30 protein-coding genes and 2 riboswitches are annotated in these 26247 nt (G+C 34.8%); of the genes, 18 read left to right on the top strand and 12 right to left on the bottom strand.

The genetic code is table 11. The annotated features are described in order from the left end of the window. Together nagB and AC0ONG_RS18975 are read left to right on the top strand one after the other, a co-directional pair. The gene (gene nagB / locus AC0ONG_RS18980) at positions 1 to 789 is read left to right on the top strand and encodes a glucosamine-6-phosphate deaminase (protein WP_001024209.1); all 789 of its coding nucleotides are present in this window, start codon (positions 1 to 3) and stop codon (positions 787 to 789) included. Further along, complete coding sequence (locus AC0ONG_RS18975) at positions 719 to 1450, top strand: GntR family transcriptional regulator (RefSeq protein ID WP_014894892.1); 732 nt, start codon at positions 719 to 721, stop codon at positions 1448 to 1450. The genes nagB and AC0ONG_RS18975 overlap by 71 nt, the downstream gene beginning before the upstream one ends. Before the next feature lie 73 nt (positions 1451 to 1523). On the opposite strand, the gene AC0ONG_RS18970 is transcribed toward AC0ONG_RS18975, so the two are convergent. After that, positions 1524 to 2330 carry a Cof-type HAD-IIB family hydrolase gene (locus AC0ONG_RS18970; protein ID WP_000594250.1) on the bottom strand — a complete coding sequence of 269 codons (807 nt, stop codon included), beginning with the start codon at positions 2328 to 2330 and terminating at the stop codon, positions 1524 to 1526. A gap of 165 nt (positions 2331 to 2495) precedes the next feature. Here AC0ONG_RS18970 and glcT point away from each other — a divergent pair, with 165 nt between their 5' ends. The 4 genes from glcT (at position 2496) to ptsP (ending at position 7858) form a co-directional block, all read left to right on the top strand. Then, positions 2496 to 3344 carry a glucose PTS transporter transcription antiterminator GlcT gene (gene glcT / locus AC0ONG_RS18965; protein WP_001067323.1) on the top strand — a complete coding sequence of 283 codons (849 nt, stop codon included), beginning with the start codon at positions 2496 to 2498 and terminating at the stop codon, positions 3342 to 3344. A gap of 339 nt (positions 3345 to 3683) precedes the next feature. Then, positions 3684 to 5747: a PTS glucose transporter subunit IIABC gene (gene ptsG, locus AC0ONG_RS18960; RefSeq protein WP_000473175.1), complete on the top strand. Its 2064-nt coding sequence runs from the start codon at positions 3684 to 3686 to the stop codon at positions 5745 to 5747. Positions 5748 to 5882: 135 nt separating this feature from the next. Next, positions 5883 to 6146, top strand: coding sequence for a phosphocarrier protein HPr (ptsH, locus tag AC0ONG_RS18955; protein ID WP_000411080.1), 264 nt, complete (start codon positions 5883 to 5885; stop codon positions 6144 to 6146). After that, the gene (gene ptsP, locus AC0ONG_RS18950) at positions 6146 to 7858 is read left to right on the top strand and encodes a phosphoenolpyruvate--protein phosphotransferase (RefSeq protein WP_000174211.1); all 1713 of its coding nucleotides are present in this window, start codon (positions 6146 to 6148) and stop codon (positions 7856 to 7858) included. Before ptsH ends, ptsP begins: the two co-directional genes overlap by 1 nt. Before the next feature lie 97 nt (positions 7859 to 7955). Here the strand turns inward: ptsP and AC0ONG_RS18945 are convergent, their stop codons facing one another. The 3 genes from AC0ONG_RS18945 to AC0ONG_RS18935 form a co-directional block, all read right to left on the bottom strand. Then, a complete protein-coding gene (locus AC0ONG_RS18945) occupies positions 7956 to 8324 on the bottom strand; it encodes a DUF3915 domain-containing protein (RefSeq protein ID WP_000468030.1) in 369 nt (122 codons plus the stop codon). Between the two features lie 196 nt (positions 8325 to 8520). After that, positions 8521 to 8739 (bottom strand): hypothetical protein, encoded by a 219-nt coding sequence (locus tag AC0ONG_RS18940; protein WP_000100493.1) that lies wholly within the window; start codon positions 8737 to 8739, stop codon positions 8521 to 8523. Positions 8740 to 8972: 233 nt separating this feature from the next. Next, entirely contained in the window at positions 8973 to 9590 is a 618-nt protein-coding gene (locus AC0ONG_RS18935) for a nitroreductase family protein (RefSeq protein ID WP_000180387.1), read from the bottom strand. Between the two features lie 327 nt (positions 9591 to 9917). On the opposite strand from AC0ONG_RS18935, the gene AC0ONG_RS18930 reads away from it, so the two are divergent. The 4 genes from AC0ONG_RS18930 to AC0ONG_RS18915 all read left to right on the top strand — a co-directional run bounded on the left by AC0ONG_RS18930 (position 9918) and on the right by AC0ONG_RS18915 (position 13658). Beyond that, positions 9918 to 11210 (top strand): GGDEF domain-containing protein, encoded by a 1293-nt coding sequence (locus tag AC0ONG_RS18930; RefSeq protein WP_001023182.1) that lies wholly within the window; start codon positions 9918 to 9920, stop codon positions 11208 to 11210. 90 nt (positions 11211 to 11300) lie between these two features. Then, positions 11301 to 12437: a serine hydrolase domain-containing protein gene (locus AC0ONG_RS18925; RefSeq protein ID WP_000592890.1), complete on the top strand. Its 1137-nt coding sequence runs from the start codon at positions 11301 to 11303 to the stop codon at positions 12435 to 12437. A gap of 4 nt (positions 12438 to 12441) precedes the next feature. Next, positions 12442 to 13320: an NAD(P)-dependent oxidoreductase gene (locus AC0ONG_RS18920; protein WP_000400426.1), complete on the top strand. Its 879-nt coding sequence runs from the start codon at positions 12442 to 12444 to the stop codon at positions 13318 to 13320. Positions 13321 to 13325: 5 nt separating this feature from the next. Beyond that, positions 13326 to 13658, top strand: a complete 333-nt coding sequence (locus AC0ONG_RS18915; protein ID WP_000365616.1) for a DUF3909 family protein — start codon at positions 13326 to 13328, stop codon at positions 13656 to 13658. Positions 13659 to 13709: 51 nt separating this feature from the next. Here AC0ONG_RS18915 and AC0ONG_RS18910 read toward each other — a convergent pair whose 3' ends face one another. The 6 genes from AC0ONG_RS18910 to AC0ONG_RS18885 form a co-directional block, all read right to left on the bottom strand. After that, positions 13710 to 13985 (bottom strand): hypothetical protein, encoded by a 276-nt coding sequence (locus tag AC0ONG_RS18910; RefSeq protein ID WP_000054662.1) that lies wholly within the window; start codon positions 13983 to 13985, stop codon positions 13710 to 13712. A 288-nt stretch (positions 13986 to 14273) separates the two neighbouring features. Further along, complete coding sequence (locus AC0ONG_RS18905; protein WP_000057322.1) at positions 14274 to 14786, bottom strand: 1,2-dihydroxy-3-keto-5-methylthiopentene dioxygenase; 513 nt, start codon at positions 14784 to 14786, stop codon at positions 14274 to 14276. Then, positions 14764 to 15402, bottom strand: a complete 639-nt coding sequence (locus AC0ONG_RS18900) for a methylthioribulose 1-phosphate dehydratase (protein WP_000811319.1) — start codon at positions 15400 to 15402, stop codon at positions 14764 to 14766. Before AC0ONG_RS18900 ends, AC0ONG_RS18905 begins: the two co-directional genes overlap by 23 nt. Continuing rightward, positions 15399 to 16058: a 2-hydroxy-3-keto-5-methylthiopentenyl-1-phosphate phosphatase gene (gene mtnX / locus AC0ONG_RS18895; RefSeq protein WP_000027470.1), complete on the bottom strand. Its 660-nt coding sequence runs from the start codon at positions 16056 to 16058 to the stop codon at positions 15399 to 15401. Before mtnX ends, AC0ONG_RS18900 begins: the two co-directional genes overlap by 4 nt. Beyond that, entirely contained in the window at positions 16055 to 17299 is a 1245-nt protein-coding gene (gene mtnW / locus AC0ONG_RS18890; protein ID WP_000014205.1) for a 2,3-diketo-5-methylthiopentyl-1-phosphate enolase, read from the bottom strand. The genes mtnX and mtnW overlap by 4 nt, the downstream gene beginning before the upstream one ends. Positions 17300 to 17363: 64 nt before the next feature. Further along, positions 17364 to 17469, bottom strand: a riboswitch (SAM riboswitch). Between the two features lie 64 nt (positions 17470 to 17533). Then, positions 17534 to 18712 carry a pyridoxal phosphate-dependent aminotransferase gene (locus AC0ONG_RS18885; RefSeq protein ID WP_000765505.1) on the bottom strand — a complete coding sequence of 393 codons (1179 nt, stop codon included), beginning with the start codon at positions 18710 to 18712 and terminating at the stop codon, positions 17534 to 17536. 14 nt (positions 18713 to 18726) lie between these two features. Here AC0ONG_RS18885 and AC0ONG_RS18880 point away from each other — a divergent pair, with 14 nt between their 5' ends. The 4 genes from AC0ONG_RS18880 to AC0ONG_RS18865 all read left to right on the top strand — a co-directional run bounded on the left by AC0ONG_RS18880 (position 18727) and on the right by AC0ONG_RS18865 (position 22362). Further along, complete coding sequence (locus AC0ONG_RS18880) at positions 18727 to 19590, top strand: carbon-nitrogen family hydrolase (RefSeq protein WP_002162505.1); 864 nt, start codon at positions 18727 to 18729, stop codon at positions 19588 to 19590. Positions 19591 to 19661: 71 nt separating this feature from the next. Further along, positions 19662 to 19803: riboswitch (SAM riboswitch) on the top strand. A 90-nt stretch (positions 19804 to 19893) separates the two neighbouring features. Continuing rightward, positions 19894 to 21075: an S-methyl-5-thioribose kinase gene (mtnK, locus tag AC0ONG_RS18875; protein ID WP_000542670.1), complete on the top strand. Its 1182-nt coding sequence runs from the start codon at positions 19894 to 19896 to the stop codon at positions 21073 to 21075. Continuing rightward, positions 21072 to 22133: an S-methyl-5-thioribose-1-phosphate isomerase gene (mtnA, locus tag AC0ONG_RS18870; RefSeq protein ID WP_000104607.1), complete on the top strand. Its 1062-nt coding sequence runs from the start codon at positions 21072 to 21074 to the stop codon at positions 22131 to 22133. The genes mtnK and mtnA overlap by 4 nt, the downstream gene beginning before the upstream one ends. Before the next feature lie 67 nt (positions 22134 to 22200). Then, positions 22201 to 22362, top strand: coding sequence for a YvrJ family protein (locus AC0ONG_RS18865; RefSeq protein WP_000393338.1), 162 nt, complete (start codon positions 22201 to 22203; stop codon positions 22360 to 22362). 30 nt (positions 22363 to 22392) lie between these two features. On the opposite strand, the gene AC0ONG_RS18860 is transcribed toward AC0ONG_RS18865, so the two are convergent. Next, positions 22393 to 23169, bottom strand: a complete 777-nt coding sequence (locus AC0ONG_RS18860) for a 3-hydroxybutyrate dehydrogenase (protein ID WP_000258453.1) — start codon at positions 23167 to 23169, stop codon at positions 22393 to 22395. Positions 23170 to 23365: 196 nt separating this feature from the next. On the opposite strand from AC0ONG_RS18860, the gene AC0ONG_RS18855 reads away from it, so the two are divergent. The 4 genes from AC0ONG_RS18855 to AC0ONG_RS18840 are packed head-to-tail and all read left to right on the top strand — an operon-like array spanning position 23366 to position 25533. After that, complete coding sequence (locus tag AC0ONG_RS18855) at positions 23366 to 23698, top strand: PadR family transcriptional regulator (protein WP_000107977.1); 333 nt, start codon at positions 23366 to 23368, stop codon at positions 23696 to 23698. Beyond that, positions 23698 to 24465 (top strand): DUF1129 domain-containing protein, encoded by a 768-nt coding sequence (locus AC0ONG_RS18850; RefSeq protein ID WP_000098920.1) that lies wholly within the window; start codon positions 23698 to 23700, stop codon positions 24463 to 24465. The genes AC0ONG_RS18855 and AC0ONG_RS18850 overlap by 1 nt, the downstream gene beginning before the upstream one ends. A 13-nt stretch (positions 24466 to 24478) precedes the next feature. After that, positions 24479 to 25264 carry a DUF1129 domain-containing protein gene (locus AC0ONG_RS18845; RefSeq protein WP_098829294.1) on the top strand — a complete coding sequence of 262 codons (786 nt, stop codon included), beginning with the start codon at positions 24479 to 24481 and terminating at the stop codon, positions 25262 to 25264. A gap of 44 nt (positions 25265 to 25308) precedes the next feature. After that, positions 25309 to 25533, top strand: a complete 225-nt coding sequence (locus AC0ONG_RS18840; protein WP_370541918.1) for a DNA-binding protein — start codon at positions 25309 to 25311, stop codon at positions 25531 to 25533. 15 nt (positions 25534 to 25548) lie between these two features. On the opposite strand, the gene AC0ONG_RS18835 is transcribed toward AC0ONG_RS18840, so the two are convergent. Then, a complete protein-coding gene (locus AC0ONG_RS18835) occupies positions 25549 to 26166 on the bottom strand; it encodes an ImmA/IrrE family metallo-endopeptidase (protein ID WP_000371606.1) in 618 nt (205 codons plus the stop codon). Between the last annotated feature and the right edge of the window lie 81 nt (positions 26167 to 26247).

Genomic DNA, 26247 nt, shown 5'->3' with positions numbered 1-26247 from the left:
ATGAATATTCTTGTTGTAAAAACTCCAGAAGAACTAGCAGAAGCAGGTTATAAATTAATTGAAGAAGTTGTAAAAACAAAAGAAAATCCAACATTAGGAATGGCTACAGGAAGCTCTCCATTAGGTATTTATGCAGAAATGCGAAAAAATAAACTTGATACAAGCCGTGTAACCACTGTAAACTTAGATGAGTACGTAAATTTACCACATGAAGATAAAAACAGCTATCACTATTTCATGCAAGAACAGTTGTTTGATCATCTTCCATTTAAACAAACTTATGTACCAAACGGGATGGCAAGTGATTTAGAGGAAGAATGCAAACGTTACGAGGGCATTCTAGTTGCTAACCCAGTTGACCTACAGATTCTTGGAATCGGTGAAAACGGTCACATCGGATTTAACGAGCCAGGAACACCGTTTAATTCTCCAACGAACATTGTTGAATTAACAGAATCTACACGCCAAGCAAACCTTCGCTTCTTCGAAAAAGAAGAAGATGTGCCAACTCATGCGATTACAATGGGAATTGGAAGCATTATGAAAGCGAAACAAGTTCTACTTGTAGCTATGGGTGCTAAAAAGGCAGAAGCTGTTAAAGAATTATTGCAAGGTGAATATAGTGAAGAGTGTCCGGCTACAGTTTTACAACGTCATCCGAATGTAACCGTAATCGCAGATCAAGAAGCTCTATCTTTATGCAGTGAGGCGATTGCTGATGAACATCGACAAGTATTCACCATTTCCGATCTATTATCAGATTCAAGAGTGGGTGAAACAGCTAATTGAGGACGGCGAATGGAAGCCGGGAGATAAAATCCCATCTGAGAATGAACTTTGTGATAAGTTCGAAGTGAGTCGTATGACAATCAGACAGGCGATTAATAATTTAGTGGAACAAGGCTATTTATATCGGAAGCGTGGAATTGGAACATTTGTCCAACTTCCGAAAGTGGAACAAAAATTGCAAGGAATGACGGGATTCACAGAAGACATGATTTCTCGTGGGATGAACCCAAGTAGTCAATTACTTAGTTTCCGCCTAGTGCCAGCTACTGCTAAAATAGCAGACCGGTTGAGAATACAGGAGGGGGAATCGGTTTATGAAGTGAGGCGTATTCGCTTAGCTGATGATGAACCGATTGCTTTTGAGACGACATATTTGTCGCCAGCTCTTGTAAAAGATATTAACGAAGAGATATTGCAACAATCTTTATATGAACATTTAGAGAAAAAACTGGGCTTTAAACTTGTTAGCGCTACTCAGTCAATTGAAGCTTCTGTTGCAACGGAAAATGAAGCTGAACATCTGCATATTCCTAAAAAGGCGCCTGTACTTGTAATGCGTCAATGGTCATATTCAGAAGGTGAGATACCGCTAGAGTACGTGAAATGTATTTATCGTGGAGATCGTTATAAATTTATTACGAATATTGCACGTAACAAATAGTATATTTCAGTTTGTGAAGTACAGTGGAAATGAAAATGGATAACATGTAAAGAAATAAAAATACGACTCATCCTTATAAGGAATGAGTCGTATTTTTATTATGAGCAATTACGTGGTTAACAGCATCTTTGACGTGATTTACTACATAGTGAGCGTGTTTTTTCACTGCATCATCGGCTTGCGACATAGCAAAACTGTGAGGAGTTAAAGAAAACATAGGAATATCATTGTAAGAATCCCCTATACAAGCAATTTCCTCAGGTTTTATTTGAAACTCATTTAATAAAACAGAAATGGCAGAGCCTTTACTAACATTCGGTGGCATTACATCTAAACATTGTTCTGCTGAGATGAAAGTACTAACTTTCCCGTGGAATTTTTCATCAATTTTTTTCTGAAGGAGTTGTAAGCTCTCCTTTGTTCCACCGACAGAAATTTTATTTGGGAAAATTGTATCATCAATCTTCTGTAGTAAGTTTGGTTCTTCAACAGAAGTCATTGTTACTTGTTGTTCAAGTTCTTGAATAAAAGGTGTTTTCTCTTCAATGTAATAATTATGCTCATCACTTACATAACGGAAATAAGGATTTTCATTCGTCATAGCTAACAAATCGGGAAGTATGCTGGAATCAAAAGTTGCAGATAATAGTTGTTTATTTTCATGTGTATATACAAAAACACCATTTACACTAATACGATGAAAATTTGTATTTACAGCTTTCATTAAGTCTGCAATTTCATTATCAAGTCTTCCGGAAGCGAAGCAAAGAATAACATTTTGCTCGGCGAGGCTGCGTAGTGCCGCAACATCTTGCTCATCAATAAGACCTCCGTGTTGCATCATTGTACCATCGATATCACTTACAAACATTTTAATCATGTTGTTATCTCCTTTCTATGTACAGTTGCTCTTACATTATACGCATCATATATAAACATGTCTAAAAAATGAATTTTTATTAAATGGCAGATGTTTTACATTGACGACAAAGAAGAATATTCTGTAACATAAAAGTAGGCTATTTAAGTACGAGGGTGGTGTTATATGAATAATTATCTAGAAATTAAAAAAGTTTTAAATAATAATGTCATCATTGCTAGCCATCCTGAACACGAGGAAGTAGTAGTGATTGGTAAAGGAATTGGATTTGGGAAAAAAGCGAAAGATGTATTGGAGCAAGAACAAATCGAAAAAATGTTTGTCTTAAAAAATGAACGTGATCGTGAACAATATAAATTATTAGTGCCGCATGTTAGTGAAAAATTAATTGAATTGATGAACGATATTATGCTGTACATTCAAGAAAAAGCAAAATCTCCACTAAATGAACATATTCATATTGCGTTAACAGATCATATTTCATTTGCAATTAAAAGGTTAAAACAAGGACTTACAATTGATAATCCTTTTTTAGTTGAAACAAAAATGCTGTATCCAGAGGAATATGAAATTGCTGAAGGTGTTGTAGAACTTTTAAATTCTCGTTTGCAAATTACATTGCCAGAAGGAGAAATTGGTTTTATTGCACTTCACATTTACAGTTCGCTTACAAATTCTGATTTATCTTCAGTTAATCAAAACTCCCGTCTCATTGCACAACTTGTATCTTTAATTGAGACAAACTTACAAATTACATTAGATCAAGAGAGCATTCATTATTTACGCCTTATTCGTCATCTTCAATATGCTATTGAGAGGGTGAAAAAAGGAGAAAAAGTAGAGGAATCGCAAAGTTTTGCTGATTTATTAAAGGCGGAGTATCCAGTTTGCTATAACGTGGCTTGGAAGCTAGTTAAGGTCATGCAAAAAGAGTTGCAACTACCTGTATATGAAGCTGAAAGTATTTATTTAACGATGCACTTGCAACGCTTAGTAAAGGCAGAGCATGTGTAAAAAGTCATATATTTTTGTCTAAAATGAAAACGTTAAAAAAAATGATTGAATCGCTTACAATAGTTATGTATAATAACTATTGCAAAGTTATACAAATTTCGACAAACAGATTAAGGAGAGTAACGAAAACGTTTGCCTTAATTATAGTGAACTTATACGTAAACCTATTTTTGACACGTGTTACTGATTCGATCAGGCATGAGTGGAGAAAAGTAAGGAATGTAAGCTAGAGAAAGGGATATACTACCCTTTGTATAGCTATCGTTCTATCTTTTTTTCCTCATGTCTTTTTGGCGTTTGTCGGAAGGTATCAATATAGATAAGAGAGGAAGGGTTTCCATGTTTAAGAAGATCTTTGGTGTTCTTCAAAAAGTCGGAAAAGCGTTAATGCTTCCAGTAGCGATTTTACCGGCGGCAGGTATTTTACTTGGATTTGGTAATGCATTTCAAAATCCACAGTTAACAAATGTTATTCCTGCTTTAAAAGCAGATTGGTTCGTAATGGTTGCAAAAATTATGGAACAATCTGGTGATATTATTTTCGCTAACCTTGCATTATTATTCGCAGTTGGGGTAGCAATTGGTTTAGCTGGTGGAGACGGAGTAGCTGGTTTAGCAGCATTCGTCGGCTACTTAATTATGAACAAAACGATGAGTGTGTTCTTAGAAGTAGATAAGCTAGTGAAAGTAACAAGTTCTGGAGCAGACCCAGTAAAAATTGGATTTGCAGATCCAGCGTATGCAAACGTATTAGGTATTCCGACGCTACAAACAGGGGTATTTGGTGGTATTATCGTCGGTATAGTAGCGGCATATTGCTATAATAAATACTTCAACATTGAATTACCATCATACTTAGGTTTCTTTGCAGGTAAGCGTTTCGTACCGATCGCAACTGCAACATTCTCTTTAATAGTAGGTATTATCATGTGCTTCGTTTGGCCATACATTCAAGGTGGCTTAAACACGTTCTCACATCAAATGATTGATGCGAATAGAACAATCGCAGCATTTATATTCGGTTTAATTGAACGTTCATTAATTCCATTTGGACTACACCACATTTTTTATTCACCGTTCTGGTTCGAATTCGGTCAGTATACAAATGCAGCTGGCGAATTAATCCGTGGTGACCAAAAAATCTTTATGGCACAGTTAAAAGACGGTGTAGAATTAACGGCAGGTACATTTACAACTGGTAAGTATCCGTTCATGATGTTCGGTCTTCCAGCAGCAGCTTTAGCAATGTATCATGAAGCACGTCCAGAAAATAAAAAATTAGCAGCAGGTATTTTAGGTTCTGCAGCATTAACATCTTTCTTAACAGGTATTACAGAGCCACTTGAATTTTCATTCTTATTCGTAGCGCCAGTATTATTCGGAATTCATGCTGTATTTGCTGGTCTATCATTTATGACAATGCAAATTTTAGGTGTTAAAATTGGTATGACATTCTCTGGTGGTTTAATTGACTTCCTATTATTCGGTGTACTACCAGGCCGTACAGCATGGTGGTGGGTAATTATTGTTGGTCTTGTACTAGCAGTTATTTACTACTTCGGATTCCGCTTTGCAATCCGTAAATGGAATCTAAAAACACCTGGTCGTGAAGAGGCAAATGCGAATGACGGTGCAGGAAAAGCAGAAGCAGGCGAACTTCCTCGTGAAGTATTAGTAGCACTTGGTGGTAAAGAAAACATTGCTTCTTTAGATGCTTGTATTACTCGTTTACGTGTTCAAGTTAACGAACAAAAGAATGTAAACAAAGACCGCTTAAAAGAACTTGGAGCAGCTGGTGTACTTGAAGTTGGAAATAACATTCAAGCTATTTTCGGACCGAAATCTGACACGTTAAAATCACAAATTCATGATATTATGTCAGGTCGTACACCTCATGCTGAAAAAGAAGAACCTGTAAAAGTGGAAGAAACTCCTCAAAAAGTTGATGAAAATGAAACAATTGTATCACCAATTGAAGGGAAAATCTTACCAATTACAGAAGTACCTGACCAAGTATTCTCAGGAAAAATGATGGGAGATGGATTTGCAATTGAGCCAACTGAAGGAACAGTAGTTTCTCCAGTTAACGGTGAGATCGTTAATGTATTCCCTACAAAACATGCGATTGGTATTCAATCTGAAGGCGGAAAAGAAATTTTGATCCACTTCGGTATTGATACTGTAAAATTAAATGGTGAAGGTTTTGAAGCGCTTGTAGCACAAGGCGACAAGGTGAAACAAGGCCAACCATTATTAAAAGTAGATCTTGCATTTGTAAAAGAAAATGCACCATCTATCATTACACCAATTGTCTTTACAAACTTACAACAAGGGCAACAAGTCGAATTGAAAAAAGATGGAAATGTTAAGAAGGGCGAAACCGCTATTATTGACATTCAGTAGGAATTTGACGCAAAATGTTTATAATTATAATAGGCGATGTGGTTGACCGAACATCGCCTATTATATACAATAGATGATGTAGTACTCACGTCTATACAACTAAAAAATACTGTAATTTAAAGGAGATAAATTATCATGGAAAAAATCTTTAAAGTAACTAGCGACTCAGGAATTCATGCTCGTCCAGCAACTCTACTTGTAAACACTGCAAGCAAATTCGGTTCTGACATTAACTTAGAGTATAACGGAAAGAACGTTAACTTAAAATCAATTATGGGCGTAATGTCTTTAGGTATTCAACAAAACGCAGAAATTAAAATCACTGCAAATGGTGATGATGCAGCTCAAGCACTAGCAGCTATCGAAGAAACTATGAAAAACGAAGGATTAGGAGAATAATGACTCTTAACATTCAAGGGATCGCTGCATCAAGTGGGATTGCTATTGCAAAGGCTTTCAGACTTGAAAATCCTGAATTTAACATCGAAAAGAAATCAATTACAAACGAAGCTGCAGAAATTGCACGCTTAGACGCTGCGCTTGAGAAAGCAAAAACTGAATTAGAAGCTATTAAAGACCACGCATTTGCTGAGCTAGGAGCTGACAAAGCTGCGATCTTTGAAGCACATTTATTAGTGTTAAATGATCCAGAACTAGTAAACCCAGTAAAAGATAAAGTGAATAGCGAAAAAGTAAATGCTGAATTTGCAATGGATGAAGTTGCATCAATGTTTATTTCTATGTTTGAAAACATGGATAACGAATATATGAAAGAACGTGCTGCAGACATTCGTGACGTAACAAAACGCGTTCTTGCACATTTACTAGGAATTAACTTCTCAAATCCTGGTACAATTTCTGAAGAGGTAATCATCATTGCTGAAGATTTAACACCATCTGATACAGCTCAGTTAAACCGTAAGTATGCAAAAGGTTTCACTACTGATATCGGTGGACGTACATCTCACTCTGCAATTATGGCTCGTTCTATGGAAATTCCAGCTGTTGTTGGTACAAAAGTTGTTATGGAGAAAATCCAAAACGGCGATATCGTTATCATTGACGGTTTAGATGGAGAAGTAATTGTAAACCCATCAGAAGAAACTCTTCGTTCGTTTGAAGAAAAGAAAGCGAAATTTGAAGAGCAAAAAATTGAATGGGCAAAATTAAAAGACCAAGCTACTGTAACAAGTGATGGACATCACGTTGAGCTTGTTGCAAATATCGGAACACCAAATGATGTACAAGGTATTATCGATAATGGTGGAGAAGGCGTTGGTTTATACCGTACAGAATTCTTATACATGGGCCGTGACAATCTTCCAACAGAAGAAGAGCAGTTCGAAGCGTATAAAGCAGTTCTTGAAGGTGTAAAAGAAGGTCAACCAGTCGTTGTTCGTACACTTGACATCGGTGGAGATAAAGAGCTTCCATACTTACATTTACCAAAAGAAATGAACCCATTCTTAGGATACCGTGCAATTCGCTTATGTCTTGATGAGCAAGATGTGTTCCGTACACAACTTCGTGCATTACTTCGTGCTAGCGTATACGGCAACTTAAAAATTATGTTCCCAATGATTGCAACTCTTGATGAGTTCCGTCAAGCGAAAGCGATTTTATTAGAAGAGAAAGCGAAACTTGTAGAAGCGGGTACAACTGTTTCTGATTCTATTGAAGTTGGTATGATGGTTGAAATCCCAGCTTCAGCAGTATTAGCAGATCAATTCGCGAAAGAAGTTGATTTCTTCTCTATTGGAACGAATGATTTAATCCAATACACAATGGCTGCAGACCGTATGAACGAACAAGTATCATACTTATACCAACCATATAACCCATCTATTTTACGTCTTGTAAAAATGGTTATCGATGCTGCTCATAAAGAAGGCAAATGGGCTGGCATGTGTGGTGAGATGGCGGGAGATTCACTTGCTATCCCATTATTATTAGGATTAGGTTTAGATGAGTTCAGTATGAGTGCAACATCTATTCTTCCTGCAAGAACACAACTAAGCAAGTTGTCAAAAGCAGAAATGGAAACATTAGCAGAAAAAGCATTAATGATGTCAACTGCTGAAGAAGTTGTTGAACTAGTTAAAAGCATATAATTAATAAAAAAACCTGAGTCGATTTGAAATCGGTCTCAGGTTTTTTCTATGAGAAAAGTAAATCTTGTTTTCTTACTATAGAGGATAAGACACAGAACTAGATAGCGATAGCAACGATATCAGTTGGGCATACACGTAAAATACCATTAAAAGTATTACGTTGACGGTGCTTATCATCTTTGTTGTCGTCTTTATTATCTTTATCATTATTGTTACGAGCTAAAGCGGAGAAAAGAGCAACACCGTTAGCGAAACCTTCAAAAATTACATCGTTGAAAGATCCGATACCTTTAATGCTTAAAAGAGAAAGCTCTGTTCCAACTGAAATGCTAGCAAGTACGTTACATACAGCTGGTTGTTGTGGTTTTACCTCTCTCTCTTTCTCGCGATGGTCACGATGGTCGCACTCTCTTTCACGATGATGACAGTCTCTAAAGTTATCACAGCATCCAAATGATCCAAACATAATCCTCATCACCCCCTTCACACTTATAATCTATGTAAGTTCGGTAGTTAGTGACTGGACAGAGAGTGGAATTTTTTCTAGGGGATTTTCTCATTTTAAATGACTAGCTGGGTGTTTAGTATGGAATGATGTTTAAAATAGGGGTAATATAACAAAAAAATGTAAAAACCACCAAAATAAACGAAATGGGTAGCCTTTACACTTTTTTACTTTTATATAAAACGATGATATATACAGGAAGAGCTAGGAGTAGTGGTACGATGGATCGTGCAGTATGTTTTTCTGATTCTAATTGAAATGCTTCTTCTTTTGGGAATTGTAAAATGGAGATGTTTGCGGCATCACCAATAAAATATAGAAGCAGTACAGTTACTATGTAACATAAAAGTGCGATCAAGCTTCCGTATGAACTCAATGAAAATCCCTCTCTTGTTATCTATTTGTTATCATTGTATCACAATTGTAATAAAAACACACGGGTATATTTCAATACCTTAACAAAATTCGACACAAAACGTCACGTTTGTTTATGATAAAGGAATAGAATATACTTTTCTATAAGTATAAATGTCGAATGATTTGTAGTAATATTACAAAAGTATGACAGGAAATAAAAAACGAAGGTAATGTAGTTACCTTCGTTTTTTATTATTTTGCCCACTCACTCACTTGCTCTACGCTCATACGTGGTGCAGGGTGACCTTTTAAAGTTGATTCACCAATTGTAATAAGCATAATTGGAACGTAACGAGATGAAACGTTAAATTCGTCTGTCAGTGCTTGTGGATTGAAGCCACCAATAGCACAAGTATCCCAACCAGTTGCTTTAGCTGCAAGCATAAGTTGCATTGCTGCTAAAGATGCATTTGAAAAGGCAGCATCTCTCGGGAATTGTTCACGAGCATATGCAGATTCAATATTTTTAGCTAAGCGTTCTTTTGCTTCTTCTTTCATAAATCCTTGTTCTACAATTGGACCATATACTGGCTCAACATTTTTATAAGCTTCTAAATCACCTAAAATAGCGACTACTGCAGAAGCATCAAGAATTTGTTGTTGGTTATAAGCTATTGGGTGTAATCGTTTTTGTACATCTTCACCTTGAAAAACAAGGAATTTCCAGTGTTGTAAGTTCCAAGCGGAAGGTGCTTGTGCTGCGGCTTTTAAAATCTCATGCAATTCTGTAGATGAGATTTCTTTATTTGGGTTGAATGCACGTGTAGATGTGCGTTCATATAAAACGTTAAAAAAGTTGTCGTTTGTCATTATATATCCTCCAAATTGTATATAAAATTATCAAGAAAACGCAATGTATATTACTTACATTTTGTAAGTTGTCGAATTTAAGAATATAATATCTTTATTTTAATTGTCAAGTTTTAAGAAATAAGCTAGGGCATTCATACAAACGATATAATTCCTATAATCATACACTAAAAAAGGAATTTATAGAGTGAAAAGGGAAGATAACATTCTCAATTAGCTTGTTAATATGTATCTCTCGCAAATTAAAGTTTATTAGAGAACAGTCTTTTAAAAATGTTTGTGAGGAATTCAGTAGAACAAGATATATGAAGTGAGTGAAGACTAGTGATGAACATACTACATTTTTTATTAGAGAATACGGTTTTCCAAAATGTGTTACAAGATTTGCAGTTAAATGTCCTTTATATAGAAAATGGATGTAAGCATCAACAAACGATAGAAAATATCCATCCAAAATGTATGTTTATAGCAAATAATTTTGAAGAGGGCGAACTATTATTTCAAAGAACGAAACCGCACATTATAATTATGTATGTAACAGATTATTCTCAAATCAAATATATAAAGAATATGTATACCCCGCAAAGTACATTCATTGTCATTTGGGATCAACAAATAACAAAAGAATTTACAGATGTACTTGCATTAGGAATACGTAATATTGTAATAGCCCCTGTAACTCCACAAGCAGTATTAGAAGAAGTGAATAAGAGTTTGTATCAACTTTCTTTAGTAAGGCAAGTTAGTTTGCAACAGGAACTGCTTCAAACGATGTTTGATTTTCAAAATGATTTATTATTTATAGTAGAAGATGATGAAATTGTTGATTGTAATACAAATTTTTTAACTTTTTTCGGATATGAAAATTTGTTTGCCTATCGTGAGCAACATTTAGTATTTGCTGAACATTTTATTAGAGAAAATGGATACTACTCGACGACGCATGATATAACATGGCTAGACGATACTTTATCAAGTGGTAGAAGAATTAAGATGTCAAATTATGAAGGGGAAGTATCTACTTTTCTATTACGTGCGACACCATTGCCAGAAGATTTATCAAGATTTATTGTAAAATGCACGGAAATTACAGAATTAGATGAAATCTATCAAGAACAAGAAAGACTTGCTATGGTAGATTCATTGACAGAGATTTATAATCGTTTAAAGTTTCAACAAATACTAGAGGTAGAGTGGGAAAAGGTAATACGTAGTGATGAGAAAATAGCAATCATTTTATTTGATATAGATAATTTTAAAACAGTTAATGACACATATGGTCATGATTTTGGTGATTTGGCATTAATACAACTTGCAGAGCTTATGAAATCTAAAGTGGAGCAGCAACACGTATTTGCAAGATGGGGAGGAGAAGAATTCATTATATTAGTGACAAATACAGTAGAAAAGGAAGCATTTCAAGTTGCGGAGTCATTACGATTCTTCATTGAAACAAAGCAATTCACTGGAATTTCGAAGCTAACAGCTAGCTTTGGAGTTGCGTTATATGAACAAGGAACTACAAGAGAAGAATTAATGCAACGAGCGGACATTGCTTTATATGAAGCGAAAAAAAATGGAAAGAATCAAGTATGTGTGTACAGAAAAGAAAAAATGTAATTTTTCGCAACAAATTGTTGCGATTTTTTTTTATTGTTTGATAATAGAATAGGGGGACAATTTTTAGCGAAGGAATTATGGAGGATCGACATGATAAAAAAAGTAATGATAATGGCTTCACTGTCTGCTATAGTTGGCGGCGGAGTATACTATTTTCTTGTTAGCCCCAATATAAAGGAAAACACAGTATTAACAACTAAGGTGAACCCTACTATTGAACCAGAAGTGCAAGGGAATATAGAAGAAAAAGAAGAGCAACAAATTGATTATGCTAGCATATCTCAAAAATTAGATCAATATTTAGTCGGAAAGCAATTTAATGGAACAGTTTTGGTAACAGATAAAGAGCATGTTATATTGAATAAAGGATATGGCTATGCTGATGTTCAAAATAAAATTGAGAATACGCCTCAAACAAAATATCGTATCGGTTCTATTACGAAAACAGTTGTTGCCACATCTATTTTACAGCTGCAAGAACAAGGGAAATTGAATATTCAAGATAATGTAAATAAATATATTCCTTCATTTCCGGAGAATAAAAATATTACGCTATATCATTTATTAACACATACCTCTGGTTTACCTGAACACGCAAAAGGCAATGTTAATGCTGCTTCACGTTTACAGTTAATTAATTGGATCGGACGTCAAAATTTAGAATTTCCTGCAGGAACAGGTTGGAGATATACAGATTATAATTATATGGTGCTTGCTTATATAATAGAACATATATCGAAAAAACCTTTAGGAGATTACATAAAAGAAAACATATTTGTAAAAGCAGATATGCATGAATCCGGTATGGGAAATATGGTACCTGGCGATAAAAATTTTACAAAGGGTTATGTGAAAAAAGATCAAGAGCTTGTACCAGCGCAGAAGTTAGGCATGGATTGGCTATATGGTTGTGGTGAGATGTATACGACAGTTGGAGATATGAAGAAGTTAGACGAAGCAATTATAAATGGAAAACTTCTTTCTGAACAAAGTATACAAGCAATGTTTTCACCTTCAGCAGAACGGAAATATGCATTTAGTTTTTATATATATGCAGATTATTTTCATAATCATGGTGTATTATCTGGTTGGAACACTTTTAATAATTTTAATAAAGAAAAAGGAACTTTTGTTATGTTATTTTCAAATGTGAAAAATAGTATGGATGATGACTTTAATAAAGAGTTCCGAAAGATGGTAAATGATTTATTAGAACAAAGGGGATGAGAAAATGGAACATAAAACTTTATCAATAGGTTTCATTGGTATTGGCGTAATGGGAAAAAGTATGGTTTATCACTTAATGCAAGATGGTCATAAAGTATATGTATATAATAGAACGAAAGCAAAAACAGATTCTTTAGTGCAAGATGGTGCACATTGGTGTGATACGCCAAAAGAGTTAGTGAAGCAAGTTGATATTGTAATGACAATGGTTGGATATCCACATGATGTAGAAGAAGTGTATTTTGGTATAGAAGGAATTATAGAACATGCAAAAGAAGGTACGATAGCAATTGACTTTACGACATCTACACCTACCTTAGCAAAACGCATTAATGAAGTTGCAAAAAGCAAAAATATATATACGTTAGATGCACCTGTCTCAGGAGGAGATGTTGGTGCGAAAGAAGCAAAACTCGCAATTATGGTAGGTGGAGAGAAAGAAATATATGATAGATGCTTACCTTTACTTGAAAAGTTAGGAACAAACATTCAATTACAAGGACCAGCTGGGAGTGGACAACATACAAAAATGTGCAATCAAATTGCGATTGCTTCCAATATGATTGGAGTATGTGAGGCTGTTGCTTACGCGAAGAAGGCTGGACTGAATCCAGATAAAGTGTTAGAGAGCATTTCAACAGGGGCAGCAGGTAGCTGGTCATTAAGTAATTTAGCTCCTCGAATGTTAAAAGGAGACTTTGAGCCGGGATTTTATGTAAAGCATTTTATGAAAGATATTAAAATTGCTTTAGAGGAAGCAGAAAAATTACAATTATCAGTCCCGGGCTTAAGTATGGCGAAAGAATTGTATGAAGAGTTAATTAAGGATGGAGAAGAAAATAGTGGAACACAAGTATTATATAAAAAATATATAAGGGGGTAAACGAGGTGGACCTTCAAAAGTTTGATGAGATGATTGATACTGTACAGCGAGCTACTTGTATGAAAATTAATGAAAAACAAAAAGAAGCTTTTAAACAAAAGTATGATTTTGAACCAGAATTTGAATATGGAAGAGATGAGAAGGGGCATTATGTAATTCGAACCTCAAAAAAGATGTTAGAAGAAATGGAGTTTTATTTGGCATTGAAATATGATCGTGATGGAGTGGATCTTTATATGCAAGCTGAGATTGACGGTATATTTCATGTATCTGTTAGCTATGGTGAAGATGCCCTACATCTACAAGAATTGTTTCAATTTCTAGAAGAAAATAAATAAAAGTCCTCATTTGAGGACTTTTATTTATTTAGTCATCTTTAATTTTTATAATTATAAGTTAGAAGCGCGGCGGCATCGTTCAACCGGGAATGGGATAATTTGTGCGATGTGATTAGGACCCAATTGTTTTGTACGAGCATGGCGTATTATATAAAAAGCACACAGAATTGAAACAGGAATAGCGCCGAATAAACCAAACAATAAAGCGCTTACACAAGATGCGACAAATCCTAAAACACCAATTTCTAACTCTTCCATAATAGCTCCTAAAATAACTGGAAATGCTCCACATGTAACCCCAAGTATAAGTGCGATAAGTAAGCTCATGATTATCCCCCTCTGTTTGCGATATTATTTTCCTTCTTAATTAATTGTAGTATATCATATACAAAACAGAATTTTCAGAAAAAATTCAATAAATATTCAAAAAATGTTCAAAAAATATACTTGAAAAATCAAGGTGTTAAATTTGTGATGAAGTGGTACTTTTGAGTAAATAAAAAATCAGGCTTATTTCAAAAATGAAATAAGCCTGTTCCATAGGAGGATGTATATATGTAGAGTGAATAAAAGTTTGGAAAAGGGGGTCCAAGTCCTTTTATTCAACTAACTACCTTAATAGATTGGAACCCAGCCTTCAGTTGTCACAAAAATACGAATAGCTACAACTTGACGATCATCTTGCAAGGTAAAATAATGTCTTGCATTTTCAGGAACAGATATGAGATCGCCTGGCTCAAGTTCAACATCAAAGAATTTCCCATCTTTGCCTTCAATAGCGAAAATGCCATGACCACTGACGATAAAGCGAACTTCGTCATCTGTATGATGATGTTCTTTTTGGAAATTAATTAATAATTCGTCAAGGTTAGGTGTGCTATTTGAAAGTGAAATTACATCATGTGCTTTATAACCTCGACTTGCTGAAACATCAGCGATTTCTTTTGAAAAAACAGCTAATATTTCAGCTTTGTTTTCATCTGTTAACGAATAATTTTCATTTAAATGAGTAGGAAGTTTAGAAATGTTCCATTTCTCATATAAAACGCCTTCCTCTTGTAGAAATTTAGATACTTCCACTTCATTTTCAATGCGAGTATTTACTTCATGAATACGAATTTGCGCCATTAGAAACGCCTCCTTGAATTGATAATAGTTTTATATGAAATTGGAATAAAAACTCATAAGCTTCTAATCTTTTCTTTGCATCAAAGCTATCTCGGCCCCATACGGTAATACCGTGGTTACGGATTAATACTGCTCCTGAATCACCTTTTATATGCTTTCGGAAGTTTTCTCCAAGCGTTGGGATATGGGCATGGTTTTCGATAATAGGAATGTGAATTGTTGCACCTTCTTCCCAAATATCGAGAGCTTTAATAATTTCTTGATTTTGAAGGGTGACTGCATCATTATATAAATTTGTGATGACATTGTTATCAGTTGTATGAACATGAAGTACGCACCCGGCATTTGTATTGTTATAAATATGTGTATGCAATACTGTTTCTGCTGACGGGCGTAATTCAGTCTCTAATACGGGACCCCCTAAATGATCTACTAATAGAAAATCATCTGGAGTAGTTTTTGTTTTATCTTTACCACTTGCTGTAATAAGAAAAGTAAGGGGCTCATGACTAACCTTTATAGAAATATTACCACTCGTTGCCGGAAACCAATTTCGTGTTGTTAATTCTTTTTTTATCTCGCTTAAGTCATACCATTGACGAAAAAGTTGTTTCATAATTTCACCTCCAACAAATGTTTTAATTCATTTTGAATATCATGGAATGTTTCAAACGGTGTATAAGCAATATAATTCTCTTCACACTTTGTAATAAGGAAGTCACGAGCAAATACTTTATCTGCTTGTTTCGCAGCTTGTAAATCAGTAATTGAATCTCCAATCACAATATGGAAGTCATTCGTATCACTCAATTTACGGATGAGTGATGATTTACATAATCCGCAATGATTTTGACAATGATGATCACAAGGATGAGGCCAATTCACCGTAATGTATTCATTTGAAAAATCTGTTTCATTACAGTAAATTTGCTCTTTTGGAATGAGTCCTTGTAAGAGTGGATAGACGAAGAAATCCATTCCACCTGATATAACGTAAAAAGAAATGTTATTTTCATTTATAAATTGTATAAATTCATGAAAACCATTACGAATTTCAGCAGTTTCTATTAAAAATTGAATAATTTCATCGTGCAGATGAGTAGGTATTAATTGAAATAATTGAGAAACACCTTCTTGAATAGATAGCTCTTGTGATAAAATTCTATTCTTTACTTCTTCAGCTTCTGGTGGTGCGAATTTTTCCATAATGGACATAATGTTATCATTATTTGTAATCGTGCCATCGAAATCACAAAATACTTGAATACTCATAATTTCACCTCATGAGAGGGATTTCCCCATATTTGTAGTGCACTATGCAAATTTATGTCATCTACTTCATGGAGTGGTTTATTTTGCAAAGTAGCATCAATTGCAGTACGGAAAGCTTTACCACCGCCTTGCGCTCCATTTGGATGTCCATGTATCCCGCCGCCAGCATTAATAACAACATCTTTACCGAAATCTCGTACAATAAAGGGAACGAAACCAGGGTGAATACCAGCAGACGGAACAGAAAAGCTCTTCTTGAAAAATGCATCGTCTTCAGTTAAATATTTTGAGATAGCAAGAGCTTCCTCTTTTTCTAGCGCAACACTTCCGTATGGAGATGGGAATAATGAAAAGTCAGCCCCAGCATAGCGTAGTAGCTTTCCGAGTAATAATGGAGATGAAATTCCATATAACCTAGATGCTGAATAAGCACCACTTACAGCAGGGTGTGCCATAATAGGAACTGGGATTTCATCATCTTCTGCAAGTGATTGTAGTACATCTAGTCCGTAAGCAAATACGTTAAATAATAGAATATCAGCTCCAGCTTGCACTGCACGTTTCGCATTTTCTTTTAAATCAAAAGTTCGTCCTGTTAAATTTACGGCATATAACGTTTTATGTCCGTATGTTTCATATACGGATTGTAAAACTTCTTTTCCAGATACAATGCGTTTCGTAAGTGGTGTTAATGCATTTTCAAATAATATTTCATCATCTTTTACTATATCTACACCACCAATTGCTTGATCGCGTAATTGCGTTTTTAAATACCCAATATTTCGTCCAATCATTCCTTTAAAAATACTCATTAAAAGGGGACGATCATGCACTTGTAAAAGATTTCGAATACCATCTATACCGAACTTAGGACCAGGAAAATGCTTTTTTAACTCATCTGAAAAAGTTAAGTCAATTAATTTTACTTCGCCATCAAGGGATAGCTTTCCAAATGTAGTCGTTAAAATTGCTGGTAAATCTGGACTGAAGTTTAATAACGGATATTCGATTTTAATAATTCCGCGTTTTACTTTTTTACGTAAATACGAATTTGTATGTTCATTTTCAGCTAATTCCTCAATATGAATGACGTTGCCTTTATGTTGCTTTAATTGTTCTTGCAATAATTGTGGCAAATGAGTCCAAGAGCCAATTGTTAAACCAAGTGCAATTTGCTCAGCCTTTTTTTCTAAGTTATGTGAATCATCATGGATTAAATACGTCGCTATAATTCCGCTCATTGTTATAACCTCCTAGTTAAATAAAAAAACCTCTCAGCTAAGGAGAGGTTTTTTTACAACCAGCTCCTTATCTGTCAGCGTAATGCTGCGAGAATTAGCACCGTGTCTACAATTGTAGATCGGTTGCCGGGTTTCGTCGGGCTCGTCCCTCCACCTGCTCTTGATAAGAAGTATTTAGAAATGTTTAAATTTTTAAGATAACTGAATTTTGTCAGATATTTTTCATGTTGTCAATTACTTTTTGAAAAAATTTAATTTATCAATTCGATTAATGGCTTCCCGTAATCTATCTTCTGTATGCAAGAGACCCACACGGATATACCCTTCGCCATGTTCACCAAATCCAACACCAGGAGCAACTGCAACATGTGCTTTTTCTAGTAAAATATCAGCAAATTGCTCAGAGGTATATCCTTTTGGAACAGGAAGCCATGCAAAGAATGACCCTGTTGGAATGTTTACATTCCAACCAATTGATTGACAAGCCGAAATAAGAGCGTTTCGTCGAGATTCGTAACTATTTACAAGGTCTATTACGCAAGACTGTGAACTTAATAGTGCTTCGCGGGCAGCATCTTGAACTGCACCAAAAATACTAACATACATATGATCTTGTAATAAGTTAATGGTTTCAATGACACTTTCATTCCCTACTGCAAAAGCAATACGCCATCCAGCCATATTGAAAGTTTTCGATAGAGTGTAAATTTCAATACCTGTATTTTTAGCACCGTCTGCTTGCAAGAAACTAACAGGTTTTTGACCATCGAATCCAATCGCACCGTAAGCAAAATCATGAACCACTAATATATTATGTTTATTAGCAAAATGAATAGTTGCATCAAAAAAATCTTTTGATGCAGTAGCACCTGTAGGATTATTTGGATAGTTTAAAAACATTAATTTTGCACGCTCGGCAATAGAGTTATTAATTTTTGTGTAATCTGGTAAAAAGTTATTTTCTGCAATAAGCGGCATTGTTTCAAATTGTGCTTTTGCTAAAGCAACTCCTGATAAATAATCTGGATAGCCTGGATCTGGAACGAGAATCGAATCACCAGGGTTTGTAAAACAAACTGGTAATTCTACTAATCCAGCCTTTCCACCAAACAATATAGCAACTTCAGTTTTCGGATTTATTATTACATCATATTCACGTTGATAGAATGTTGCCACGGCTTCTTTTAAACTTTCATGTCCGCGAAATGGCGGATATTTATGATGAATGGTCTTTTCTGCAGCATCTTGTAAAGCTTTTACGATATGCTGCGGTGTTGGTTGATCTGGATTACCTTGACCTAGATTAATAACATCGTGACCAGCTGCAACGAATTTGTTAACTTTTGCAACAAGTGAAGCGAAAAATTGTGTTGGCAATGATGTTACTATCTCAGAAGGTTGAAATAATTTCATACTTTCCACCTCTTTTGAAAGTTGTTACAATTCTAGTGACAAATGATATAATCTTTCCAGTATTTTGTAAAGAGAAAAATAAGAATGGGGCTGAAAAAATGAAAGTCGCATGTATTCAAATGGATATTGTTTTTGGGGATGTAGAAAAAAATATTGAGAATGCTAAAAATAAAATAAGCGAAGCGATGAAGGAGAGACCGGATGTTATTGTCTTACCAGAATTATGGACAACAGGATATGATTTAGCAAGACTTTCTGAAATTGCAGATAGGGATGGATTGGAAACGAAAGAAAAGTTGAAAGAATGGTCGAAACAATATGGTGTACATATTGTTGGTGGTTCCATAGCGAAGCAAACAGAGCAAGGTGTTACAAATACAATGTATGTGGTAAACAAGGAAGGAGAACTAGTCAATGAATATAGTAAAGTGCATTTATTTCAGCTTATGGATGAACATAAATATTTAATCGCTGGAAATAGTACAGGTGAATTTAAGTTAGATGATGTAGAGTGCGCCGGCACAATTTGTTATGACATTCGTTTTCCAGAGTGGATGCGCGTTCATACTGCAAAAGGTTCAAAAGTTTTATTTGTTGTAGCAGAATGGCCATTAGTTCGTTTAGCACATTGGCGTTTGCTATTGCAAGCAAGAGCAGTTGAAAATCAATGTTATGTTGTTGCCTGTAATAGGGCAGGAAAGGATCCGAATAATGAGTTTGCCGGTCATTCTTTAATTGTCGATCCTTGGGGCGAGGTTGTTGTAGAAGCAAATGAAGAAGAATCAATTTTATTTGGAGAGCTTGTATTCGAGAAAATTAAAGAAGTACGTAAAGGAATTCCAGTTTTTGCGGATCGTCGTCCAGAATTATACAAATAAAATGTTGACAAGTGATTTTTATTCTTGGTATAGTCTTCAACATAAAGTTAAAAATTCAAAAAATTATACAACTCTTATCAAGAGCAGGTGGAGGGATTTGGCCCGATGAAGCCCAGCAACCGACCGTAATACCATTGTGAAATGGGGCGTTTATTACGCCAAAAGGCACGGTGCTAATTCCAGCAGAAAGTAAAACTTTCTGGCAGATAAGAGGGGAGAAGATAAACTTCAAACCTCTTTCTTAGTGGAAAGAGGTTTTTCTATGTTAGAAAAACCTCTGAATTTAAAAAGGGGGAGAAGACGATGGGATATTATTCATTAACAGAAATAACAGCTGTACAATATGCGAAAGATCATGGCTATTTTGAAGCGAAGGCAAATGTCGTTTGTCATGAAATTGGAGACGGAAACTTAAATTACGTGTTCAAATTAGATGATGGAGAGAAATCAATTATAATAAAACAAGCACTGCCCTATGCGAAAGTAGTTGGTGAAAGCTGGCCATTGTCTATAAAAAGAGCAACGATTGAAAGTAAGGCCTTACAAATTTTTGCGCAGTATGTACCGGATTATGTTCCAGCAGTGTACAGTCATGATGAAGAGTTAGCGATAACGGTAATAGAAGACTTATCAAGACTAACAATTACAAGAAAAGGATTAATAGGCGGAGAAGAATATCCGCTTTTATCCCAGCATATCGGCCGTTTTCTAGCACATGTTTTATTTTACACTTCAGATTTTGGTTTACAATCAGAAGAGAAGAGGGTACTAGAAGGTACCTTTGTAAATCCGGATCTTTGTAAAATTACAGAGGATTTAGTGTTTACAGATCCGTTTGGACATTATGATACAAATGATTATGAGCCAGATTTACAGCTCGTGGTTGATGAACTTTGGAGTGATAAAACTTTAAAACTAAAAGTAGCACAATATAAATATAAGTTCTTAACAAGAAAAGAAACTCTTATTCATGGTGATTTACATACTGGTAGTATTTTTTCGTCACCTTCTGAAACGAAAGTGATTGATCCAGAATTTGCGACCTATGGCCCATTTGGATTTGACATAGGTCAATTTATTGCAAATCTATTATTAAATGCTTTATCTAGAGAAGAAGAGAAAAGAAGTGTACTATTTTTCCATATAGAAAAGACGTGGAGTTATTTTGTAGAAACTTTTACAAAGTTATGGATTGGAGAAGGTGTAGAAGCATATACGAAAGAAAAACAATGGTTACCAATTATTTTGCAAAATATCTTTACTGATGCAGTTGGATTTGCCGGATGTGAACTGATTCGTAGAACAATTGGTTTAGCTCATGTAGCAGATTTAGATGAAATAGAAAATAAAGAAACAAGAATTCAAGCTAAGAAACAAGCGCTATCCTTAGGTAAAGAACTAATAAAATATGAATCTAAAAGTGCTGATATTCAACTGTTTCGAACATTATTTCAACAGACAGTTTCAGGGGGCGTAAAAGCGTGAGTACAATTGTTACTGTTCCGAGATCTGTAAGCTGGAAAGGTGATGCAATTGCGGTATTAAATCAAACGAAATTGCCGCATAGCACAGAATACAAAACATTGACGACTATTGAAGAGGTTTGGAAAAGCATCATAATGTTAGAAGTACGAGGAGCGCCTGCAATTGGAATTGTAGCTGCATTTGGCTTAGCGCTTGCATCAAAAAAATATAACATTGTACATATTGAAGAATTTCAAAAGAAGTTTAATAGAGATTGTAATTATTTAGGAACGTCACGCCCGACAGCAGTAAATTTATTTTGGGCAATTGATCGTATGAGAGAATCTATTCGAGAGATTACTACAATAAAAGAAGCACAAAAAACATTAGAAGAAGAAGCGCTTCGCATTCAGCAGGAAGATGAAGAGGTGTGCCGAAATATTGGGGAATATGCGTTAACATGTTTTAAAGATGGCGATAATATTTTAACAATCTGTAACGCTGGAAGTATCGCAACTGCCAGATATGGAACTGCATTAGCTCCCTTTTATATTGGAAAAGAGAAAGGTGTGCGTTTACATGCATATGCGTGTGAAACGAGACCAGTTTTACAAGGTGGTCGCTTAACGACCTGGGAATTGAAGCAAGCAAATATTGATGTGACCCTTATTACAGATAATACTGCAGCTCATGCTATTCAAACGAAAGAAATAAATGCAATTATTGTAGGGGCGGATCGAATTGTCGCAAATGGAGATACGGCAAATAAAATAGGGACAATGAATTTAGCTATTTTAGCAAAGCACTTTGATATCCCATTTTATGTTGCTGCGCCACTGTCAACATTTGATGTTACGAAAGAAACTGGAGCCGAAATAATTATTGAAGAAAGAGATGAAACAGAAGTTACGAAAATCTTTGGAAAACAAGTAGCACCAATTGGAACGAATGTTTATAACCCTGCATTTGACGTAACACCGAACGAATTAATTACAGGAATTATTACTGAGAAAGGTATTATAAGCGGGGATTATAAACGAGAAATTGCATCATTATTTGAAAAACAGGCTAATACATAATAGCTTGTTTTTTTATGCCTAAATGCAGTGTTTTCTCTTACTTATATAATGAAAGGAGGAGAAGAGGATGGAAGAGTGGATCAAGATGATAGGTAATGTAGGGTTTCCAATTGTTGTAACATTATATTTACTCCACCGTATTGAAAGTAAATTAGAGGGGGTAATTGTTGCAATTGAGAAGCTCCCGCGGCAATTACTAAAGTACGAAGATCCTCGCAATAAAAAATAAAGTTTGCTCTTCTTGAGCAAACTTTATTTTTTATTGAGCAGTATAGCCACCATCGATAACGACAGCTTGACCAGTAATACCTTTAGCTTTTTCACTCGCTAAAAACATAGCATAATCAGCGATTTCTTGTACTTGTAATAAGCGCTTTTGTGGGACGAGTGGATAAATAACATCTTCTAAAACATTTTCAAGTGGTACATTTCGTGTAGTAGCTAAGTCTTGTAGTTGATTACGTACAAGAGGGGTATCGACATAACCAGGGCAAAGGGCATTAACAGTAATACCATGCGTAGCACCTTCTAAAGCGGCAACTTTTGTTAATCCAATTACGCCATGTTTTGCACTATTATAGGCAGCTTTTCCAGCAAACCCGACCAGGCCGTTAATAGAAGCGACATTAATAATACGACCATATTTTTGTTGTTTCATAATCGGAAAGGCATGCTTAATTGCGATAAACGGAGCAATTTGCATAATTTGAATTAGCAGCTCGAACTTTTCAGTTGGAAAGTCTTCAATGGGTGAAACGTGTTGCATTCCTGCGTTGTTAATTAATATATCTAATGAACCGAAATGATCAACTGTTTGAGAAATTGCTGCTGTAATTTCCTCTTCAGATGTAACGTCACATTTTAAACCGATAGCTTGAAAACCTTCATTTTGTAATTGTTCAGCAGCTTCTTTCGCACGTTCTTCAAGACGATCAGTAATCACAACTTTTGCACCTTCTTTTGCAAAAGTACTTCCCACTTCATATCCAATACCACTCGCAGCACCTGTTAAAAAGACAACTCGATTTGTAACCATGATGAAAAACATCCCTTCATAATAAAGTTTTCATAGTGCACTATTTAGAGAGGTTATAATGAAATTCCTGCAAACATTTGGAAAAAATATCGCTAGCTATCTTGTTTTGCAAAATAGTCTTTGCTATACTATTTTGTAAAGCAAGATACTTACGCTTATCTATCTTGTAAAACAAGATAGTAGGAGGATTTGAATTATGTCGACAAGTCAAATGCTGAAAGGGATCTTAGAAGGATGCTTACTTGCTATTATTTCTGAAGGCGAAATATACGGTTATGAAATGAGTGAGAAGCTAGCAAAGTATGGTTTTACAATGGCGAGTGAGGGAAGTATTTATCCGTTATTAATACGAATGCAAAAAGAAGGATTAATAACAAGCGTAATGAAGGAATCTCCATCTGGTCCAAAGAGAAAATATTACACATTAACAGAAAAAGGCGAGGAAGCACTTGATGAATTTATGGATCGCTGGGAAGCGATGCAAAGTAGTGTAGAACGTTTACTTGAAGGGAAGGGAAGGAGAAAATAATGTCATCAAGTGAAGCACAAAAGTTTTTGTTAGATATGAGATTATTTTTGACGGCAAAGAGTGTGAAAGAAAGTGATATTGAAAACTTTTTAGAAGACGCAGAACTTCATTTAATAGAAGGTGAGAGTGAGGGGAAGAGTGTAGAAGATATTTTCGGAAGCTCACCGAAAGAATATGCAAATGAACTTGTAAAAGTGATGGAAAGAGATAGACAGGAAACGTGGAAGCAAATTGGTTTTACAGTAATGAATATCGTATCTTTTTGGATTATTGCTTCTATCTTAATAGTGAGTAATGGAATGTTACAGATTTCACTTATTCAGTGTATCGGTTACAGTTTTTCATTGATTTTAGTTGTTATGGGTCCTAATTTTCTACTTCGCAAAATGACCTTCGTCACAAGCTTTACAAAAACATGGTTTTCTATGTGGTCTTTAGTTATGATTGCTCCATTGTTTTTATTAGGAGCTGTTACGATATTAGATGTGATATATCCTACAAAAATGCTCACATTCACCGAAGTCCAAAGTTATATATTAGCTGGTGGGATTTTTATCATCACAGTAGCTATAAATATATATTTTGAAGGATGGTTTAAAAACTTATATTTAATCATTCCGCTTTCTATGATGTTAATGTTTAAAACATTTACATCTGAAGATCTTATGCCAATGCTATTTCAAATTATATGTTTATGCGGAAGTTTGTTTATTTTAATTTTCCTTGAAATTATGATGAAGACGAATAGAAGAGAAACGGTTAAATAAGGGAGTGATAAAAGTGCTATCGAATGAAGGACAAAAGTTTTTAGATGATACTCAAGGGTATTTACGAACGAAGGGCATTAGAGAAGCTGATATTATTTCCTTTATAGAAGATGCGGAAGTTCATTTAATAGAAGGAGAAAAGAGAGGGAAGAGTGTAAATGATATATTCGGTCATGCTCCAAAAGAGTATGCAAATCAACTTGCCAAAGAGATGGAAGTTGATAAAAAAGGGAATTATAAATTATTGCTTTACTTTATTATAAATTTATTAGCATTCACGATGATGAAGAGTGTATTTTTTAGTGAAGCCGACCATCGTTTGTCTTATTCTTTAATTGAATTAATCGGATATCTGATTATGATTTTTGTAGGAATTAGTGTATTAATATGGGGCATGAGAACAGCCTCATTTAAGCGTAAAAGAACTGAATTTTTAATTATGTATATAACAGGTGCGATATGGTTTTTATCAATTTTCAGTATTGCATTATTAAATAATTTTTATGGTACAACATTTATTAAATTTACTGCGACAGAAAGCTTCATTCTTGTTGGAATAGTAGTTCTATTTGCAGCTATTGTAAATATTAAATTTGGTGGTTGGTTTACTTTGGCGTATTTACTAGTTCCAATTGCATTGGAATATGTATTCGTAATGATAGATTTATCAAGTATTATTGGAATGTATGTACAACAAATAATTCTTTTCATTGTTATTCATATGCTTTTGAAAATTCATATAAAATTAGAAAAAGGAAAGTATACGAATAAAAAGAGAGACAGTATTATTTATAGGTAAATTGAGTAGTAGTTTTCTAAGGTTAACCTAACAATAACTCTTTTATAAAAAGGATATATGTTGACTATTTTATTAATATATTAGATTACACATCAGGATATATTCTGTTTTTCGGTTTAATAGGAAAGCGGCTGCTCTGGATATACAAAAAATTATTTCCAAAGAAATATTATATAGGGATTTTTAGAGGGATTACATTTACATTTAGTTGTCTATTTTTATTTCTAGCAGCCGGGATTTGGTTTGTTGATTGGAACAAGTTGTTTTAAACAGTAACATGAGGGTTACTGTTTTTTTCTTTGTAGTAAAGAGCTTTGTAAAGAGAGCGCTTTTTGTTCTGTTGTTAATAAGGAATGAATATGAACGTTTTCTGGACGAGGGACTATCGGATACATAAGATTTGTTGGAGAAGGGTGGTGCTCCGAGCCGGTTGGAGAATGAGGATCTGCATGAGTAAGTTTTCCATGAATACGTCTTGTAAATAAAATATGACCGATTTCGTGAGCGAGCGTATATATATTTTTCATAGGGGCAGCCGAATTTGTTAAAACGATATAGCCAGTAAGTTGCTGTTGTTTTGCTAAAGAATAAGCGCAGGCAATTACTGCTGTTTCTTTGAAATAATCACTGCCAATATAACAAATATAAAGGTCGCATTCAGGAGCTTCATTTACACATGTTTGGAAAAAGGATGCCAACTTTTCTTGACTTTGAATGGAATTTTTATAACTGATTTCACGGTCAAAAAAACGGAAAAGTTCATTTAATACAATTACTTCTTGAATTTGAAATGTAATGGGGTGCCAAATTGATTCTGCAACAGCTAAATCTTTTGCGATGCGGTCATCAGAAATATCGGCGCCGGGAGTAATGCAAATACATATATTGACGTATGGATCCATAAGGAACACCTCAAATGAAAAAAGTTCTTCCTATAATATATGTGGGGAAAAGATGTCATGTATGGATAAACGCCTTCTTTA

The sequence above is a fragment of the Bacillus sp. TCT6 genome, from assembly GCF_056033845.1.
This window is presented reverse-complemented; position numbering and strand designations above follow the sequence as displayed.